The 6301-nt window shown below is 64.5% G+C and carries 4 protein-coding genes and 1 pseudogene; 3 read left to right on the top strand and 2 right to left on the bottom strand.

Annotated elements, in window-relative coordinates:
- Positions 1-269: 269 nt before the first annotated feature.
- Together ACIQ09_RS13125 and ACIQ09_RS13120 are read right to left on the bottom strand one after the other, a co-directional pair.
- On the bottom strand, positions 270-1652 hold the full coding sequence (locus tag ACIQ09_RS13125; RefSeq protein ID WP_398310429.1) for a TonB-dependent receptor family protein: 1383 nt from the start codon (positions 1650-1652) through the stop codon (positions 270-272).
- 264 nt (positions 1653-1916) lie between these two features.
- A pseudogene (locus ACIQ09_RS13120) lies at positions 1917-2381 on the bottom strand (TonB-dependent receptor plug domain-containing protein); the annotation flags it as partial.
- 194 nt (positions 2382-2575) lie between these two features.
- On the opposite strand from ACIQ09_RS13120, the gene ACIQ09_RS13115 reads away from it, so the two are divergent.
- The 3 genes from ACIQ09_RS13115 (at position 2576) to ACIQ09_RS13105 (ending at position 6186) form a co-directional block, all read left to right on the top strand.
- Complete coding sequence (locus ACIQ09_RS13115) at positions 2576-4606, top strand: ABC transporter substrate-binding protein (protein ID WP_398310426.1); 2031 nt, start codon at positions 2576-2578, stop codon at positions 4604-4606.
- 102 nt (positions 4607-4708) lie between these two features.
- Positions 4709-5290 (top strand): OmpA family protein, encoded by a 582-nt coding sequence (locus tag ACIQ09_RS13110; protein ID WP_398310423.1) that lies wholly within the window; start codon positions 4709-4711, stop codon positions 5288-5290.
- Positions 5287-6186, top strand: a complete 900-nt coding sequence (locus ACIQ09_RS13105; RefSeq protein ID WP_398310420.1) for a patatin-like phospholipase family protein — start codon at positions 5287-5289, stop codon at positions 6184-6186. Before ACIQ09_RS13110 ends, ACIQ09_RS13105 begins: the two co-directional genes overlap by 4 nt.
- The last annotated feature ends 115 nt before the right edge of the window (positions 6187-6301 follow it).

Below are 6301 nucleotides of genomic sequence, written 5' to 3'. Positions count from 1 at the left end.
CATCGCCGGAGGGAGGGAACCCCCGAAGGGGGCGCGACAGCGGGGTACGTTTCTTTGCCTTCTTTCTTGTCGTACAACAAGAAAGAAGGTCGCCCGCCGGGGGCGAGTCCCCGGCCAATGTGACGTAGTACAAAGGAAAGCCGTCCGTACGGGCTCAACGGTATGAGGTCGAGGGGAGTGAACTGACTACGTTCGCGAAAAATGCGGGAAGCGCTTCCCGCACTTAACGCGAACATAACCAATGAATTCGACCCCACGAAACGCTCGCCTTACCAGGTGTAGCGGGCATTCACCCCGGCCATCCAGTTACGGCCCGGGGCGGGTTCGTAGTAGCGGCCGTTGGCGTCGCCGACCACCACCGAGCCCACGTAGTTGCGGTCGAAGAGGTTGTCCAGGCGGGCAAACTCGGTGAAGCGCCAGGCGCCGGCCTGCTGCTGGGCGGTGAGGCGCAGGTTGGCGATGAAGTAGGAGGGCGCCGGCAGCTGGCCGTTGGTGTCTTCCACGTACATCTTGCTGCGATACACACCTTCGACAGTGCCGGTGATGGATGGGGTGACTTTCCAGGCCAGGTCGCCGAAGACGGTGGTGCGGGGGATGCCCGGCATCAGCTTGCCGGCGGACACCAGGGTGTTGGCGTTGCCGGTGCGGAAATCCTCGTCGTAGATGGCGCGCAGGTGGGACACCGCAAAGCGGCTGCTCAGGTCACGCCGCCAGGCGGTGTCGAAGGAGGCTTCGACGCCCTGGCGCAGGGTCTTGCCGGCGTTCTTGTAGCTGGTGCGGCCGCCGGTGGCGGCGTCCACCACCAGTTCGTCTTCGGTCTGGATCTGGAAGAAGGCCAGGTTGAGGCGGCTGCTGTTGCCCACGAAGGCCTTGGCGCCGATCTCATAGTGCTCGCTCTTCGAGGGGTTGAGGCCGAAGTTGAAGCTGCCGCCGGTCCCCGAGTAGAACATCTCGTTGAGGGTCGGGGTTTCGAAGCCGCGGCCGGCGCTGGCATAGAGATTGACCGCCGGGTTGAGCTTGTACACCACGCCCAGCACCGGCGTCGTCTTGCTGTAGTCCTTGCGGCCGCTGTCGTCACCATTGACGCCGACGATGTACTGGTCGTCCACCTTGAACTTCACGCGGCTGTGGCGCACTCCGGCGGTCAGCGCCCAGTCGCCCCGCGCCCATTCGGTCTGCACGTAGGGGTCGAGGCTTTCGACGCTGTCGGTCTCGTTGCGGCGTAGGCGGCCCTTGACTCCCAGGGTGGTGCCCACGAAGTTCTCGTAGCCCTTGCGCACGTCGGTGCTGGTGTCCAGATCGACACCGAAGGTGGTGGTGAGCCTGCCGCCGGCCAGATCGCCCACGGCGATGTAGCGGGCACCGATGCCGTAGAAGCTGCGGTCGAAGTCGATGATGCCGCCGGAGTGGCGAACATTGGCCTGCACGTTGCGGGGGATGGATTGGTACTGGATCACGCTGCGCTGGCCGCTGTAGGCGGACAGTTGCAGGCTGTCGCGGCCGATGCGGCGTTCGTAGGCGACGCCGGCCTGGAGGTGGTCGATGCTCTTGCGGGTGTTGTAGTCCAGCGCAGCCTGATCGACGCCTCGCGGATTGCTCTTGTAGGCGTTCCAAGACAGGCCCAGCGGATCCTGGGTGTTGTGCTGCCACATGCCGTTGACGGTGAAGGTCAGCTTGCTGACCTCATCGGGTTTGCCGGTGAGCTTGAGGAAGGCCTGGTCGCGGGTGGCAGCGGAGTGGTCGCGGTAGCCGTTGGTGTCGAAGCGCGAGGCGCTGAATACGTAGCCCAGCCCACCGGCCTTGCCTTGGGCGCCCAGGTCGGCCTTGGTGGTGCCATAGCTGCCGGCCGCGAAGCCACCTTCCACGCTGGGGCGGTCTTCGGGTTCGCGGGTGAATAGCTGGATCACACCGCCCGAGTGATTGCCATAGACGGCGGAGTAGGGGCCGCGCAGCACTTCCATGCGCTCCGCAACGTCGAGGTTGAAGGTGGCGGCCTGGCCCTGGCCGTCCGGCATGCTGGCCGGGATGCCGTCGGCGATCAACTTGACGCCGCGCACGCCAAAGGCCGAGCGGGCGCCGAAGCCGCGGGTGGAGATCTGCAGATCCTGGGCGTAGTTCTGGCGGTTGTTGGCCACCACGCCCGGTACGGCGATGAGGGCCTCGGAGGCATTCACCCGGGGTTGGCCGGCGGTGATCTGTTCCCGGTCGAGCACGTCGATGGCGGCAGGCAGATCGAAGCTGGCGGCTTCAGCGCGGCTGCCGGTGACCACCACCGGGTTGAGCGTGAGGCTGGCGTTGTCGGCAGCCTGGGCCAGATTGGCGCTGCCGATGGCGGCGGAAAGGGCGATGGCGAGGGGGTGCAGGGTGAAGCGGGGCGGCATGTTCACTGTCTCCGATGTCTTGTTCTGGTCCGGGAGGTGGCCGGAGCGCGCCGAAGATACCTGTTGCCGGCGATTGTTGCCTCAAGAAAATCGTGATTCTCCAAGCGCAGGATTATCTTCACGAAGGGACGGCAGCCTGCGGCCCTGGAGCAGCCCTGTATACTCGGCCTATCGATCGATAGTGTGCATCCTGCATGTTCTTGCCCCCCTGGATCCGGATTGTCGTGCCGCGCGCCTGCTGCCATGCCCTGGCCGCCGTGACCCTGCTGTTCGGCGCCATGCCCCTGTGGGCCCAGACGCCCCTGACCTTGCAGCTCAAGTGGAGCCACGGTTTCCAGTTTGCCGGCTATTACGTGGCCAAGGAAAAGGGCTTCTACCGGGAGGCCGGCTTCGACGTAAAACTGGTGGAAGGGCGGCCGGGGCTGAACGTGGTCGCCGAGGTCACCTCGGGCCGGGCAGATTTCGGCGTAGGCACCAGCGGTTTGCTGATTGCCCGCCACGCCGGCGAACCCGTGGTGGTGCTGGCGGCCATCTTTCAGCACTCACCGCTCGTGCTGATCGCCAGGCAGGATGCCTATCTCCAGTCGATCCACGATCTGGCGGGGCGGCGGGTGATGATCGAGCCGGGGGCAGAAGAGTTGCTGGCCTACCTGCGACGAGAGCGCATTCCCCTGAAAAGTCTCAACCGTGTTGAACACAGTTTCGCGCCTGACGATCTGATTGTCGGGAAGGTGGATGCGATCTCCGCCTATTCGTCGAATGAACCGTATGCCCTCGACAAGGCGGGCATGAGCTACCACGTGTTCACACCCCGTTCGGCAGGCATCGATTTCTATGGTGACAACCTGTTCACCTCGGAGAGCCGCCTCAAGGGTAGCCCGGAGCTGGTAAAGGCCTTTCGGGAGGCCAGCCTGCGCGGCTGGCGTTACGCGATGGACCACCCGGAGGAGGTGGCGGCGCTGATCCATGCTCGCTACTCGTCTGCACAACCCCTGGATTTCTATCTCTTTGAGGCCCGTCGTACGGTACCGCTGGTGCGCTCAGACCTGGTGGAGATCGGCTACATGAACCCGGGGCGCTGGCAGCACATCGTCGACATCTATGGAGATATGGGCATGCTCCCGCGGGATTTCGATTTCCGTGGCTTTATGTATTCCGAAGGCGGCGCAATCGATTCCGAAGGCCTGCGCCTCTATCTCGCGGTGGCGCTCGGGGGCCTTGCCCTTGTGCTTGCCGTGGCCACCTACATCCACCGGATCAATCGCCAGCTGCATCGCAGTGTGGCCGAAGCCCGGCACGCTGCCGGGGAACTGCAGGCCAGCGAAGAGAAGTACCGCTTCCTTACCGAAACCATGAAGGATGTGGTCTGGACGGCTGATGCCGACTCCCTGCGCTTTACCTACATCAGCCCCTCCATTGAGCGTCTGCGTGGTTATTCCGTGGCCGAGATGCTGGGCGGTACCCTCGAGAGTACGGTGGCCCCCGGTGAGCGCAACACCTTGCGCAGCATCGTCCGGCAGCGCAGCCGCGTCTTCCGGGCCGATCCTGAAGGTCCTTCCTGCTTTTACACGGACGTTTTCGAGCAGCCCTGCAAGGATGGGGGCAGCGTGTGGACTGAGGTCGTTACCACGTATGGCATTCATCCTCGAAGCGGGGCACTGGAAGTGCATGGTGTGACCCGGGATATCACTGAACGTCGTGCCAGCCAGGAGCGAATTGCACATATGGCTGAACACGATCTGCTGACCGACTTGCCCAACCGTGCCCTGGTGACGGATCGTCTGCGCCAGGCCTTGGCCACCGCCCGACGAAATCGCCATGGTGTCGCCCTCCTTTACATCGATCTGGACCGTTTCAAGCCGGTCAATGACACCTATGGGCATGCGGTGGGCGATCTGCTGCTCAAGGAGGCCGCCGGGCGCATGCGTGCCTGCGTGCGGGAGTCCGATACAGTGGGTCGCTTTGGTGGCGACGAGTTCGTGGTGTTGTTGCCCGTGGTGGAGTTGAGTGAGGATGCCCTGCGGGTTGCCGAGAAGATCCGTGTGGCTTTGGCCGAACCTTTTCTGCTTGCAGGTCTGTGCCTGGACGTATCGTCGAGTATCGGTGTGGCCCTCTATCCCGAGGATGGGCGGGACGAGGAGACCTTGCTGCTGAGCGCAGATCGCATCATGTACGAGGCCAAGCGCAAGGGGCGCGACCAGGTGGCGGCATCCGGTTTCGGGTGAGTGCCACATGTCCCAGTTTTCAGGGTTTAACAAGATTTGAAAGTGTGCCGGCTCGCTTGCTGTAGCCTTTCCGGGCGTCAACATTCGAACGGAAATGTCTTCATGTCTCCAGTGATCGGGCGCTTGTGCGCCATGCTCTGCTCCCTCTTGATTCTTGGGGCCTGCGCCACGCCTCCCGCCAGAACGCCTCCCGTAAAACTGGCGGTCGGCCAGATGGAGCGCGGCGTGCTCGTGTGGTTGCCGGACAATGTGCTCTTCGATTTCGGTAAGGCCACACTCGACCCTGTCCGCTCCACCCCCTACATGGATCGGGTTGCCCTGCTCCTCAATGAAAAGACCACCAAGTCAGTCTCGCTTGAGGGGCACACCGACTCCATCGGTTCCGAGAACGCTAACCTCGTGCTGTCCGTTGCCCGTGCCACCGCCGTGCGTCAGGCTCTGCTGGAGCGCAAGGTGTCGGAGGACCGGATAACCGCTGTCGGCTATGGTCTGGCAAAACCGATCGCGCCGAACGACTCGGAGGCGGGACGGCGACTCAATCGACGCGTCGAGATCATCATCCTTGACGAAAAGGTGGACAATCTGACCCGTGGTGAGCCGGCTGGGCTCTTTGAGGAGGCCTTCGGAAAACTGAAGGCAGAACTCGACAGCCTGCTCCAGTCTCGTGGCAAGGCCCCACAATGATCCACGACGAAATGTCTGCCCGACGCCGGGCCCTCGTGCTCGGCGGGCTTGCTGCCGTGGCTGCGCCGCTTGCCGCCGCGTCAACCGAACGCGCGCCCCCTCGCAAGCCGCGGCTGGCGGTGGTGCTGGGAGGCGGGTCGGCCCGTGGCTTTGCCCACATCGGCGTGGTGAAAGGGCTGGAGGCCCATGGCATCCGGCCCGACCTGATCGTTGGGTGCAGTGCAGGTAGCCTGGTTGGCGCTTTCTGGGCCGCCGGCTTTAGCGGCGACCGGATGGAAGAACTGGCCCTGCGGGTGCGCGACGCCGAGATCATCGACGTGGTGCAGGGGCATGCGCCCCGGGGCATGGTGACCGGTCAAAGCCTGCAGAACTTCGTCAATCAGGCCTTGCGCGGACGCAGCATCGAGAGCTTTTCGACGCCTTTTGCTGCGGTGGCCACGCGCTACCCGACGGGGGATCTGGCAGTGTTGCGCAGCGGTGATGCAGGATTCGCGGTGCGGGCGTCGTGCAGCATTCCGGGGGTGTTCGTGCCTGCAGCCCTGGGCGGGCAGGAGTATCTGGACGGCGGGCTGATCAGCCCGGTGCCGGTGCGGACCGCCCGGCAGCTGGGGGCCGATGTGGTGGTGGCGGTGGATGTGGGCGGGGCCGATCCGGCAGGGGATCAGGCCGGCGGCCTGTTCGAGCTGCTGCAGCGTTCCTTCGAGATCATGAGCCACTCCCTGCGCACCAATGAGGTGGCCACGGCCGACATTGCGATCCGTCCGGATGTGGGGCGGATTGCCAGCACCGACTTCGCCTCGCGCAGGGTCTTCATCGCCGCCGGTTTCCTGGCGGCGCAGCGGCTCGGGCCGGTGATTCTTGAGCGTCTGGCCGCGGCTCCGCGGCGGCGCGGCTGAGCCCGTCGGCGCTGCAACATCTGGCACAAGCTGTCGCCGATCAAGGTAGCGGCGGTGCCGGCGGGGCTAGCATGGAGGTGGTCGTTACCGTCCACCTTCCCCGCGCAGGTCTGCC

It is taken from the genome of Zoogloea sp., assembly GCF_044344315.1.
Classification (GTDB): Bacteria; Pseudomonadota; Gammaproteobacteria; order Burkholderiales; family Rhodocyclaceae; genus Zoogloea.
Note: the sequence above shows the minus strand (reverse complement) of the source record. Positions and strands in the feature narration are given on the sequence as shown.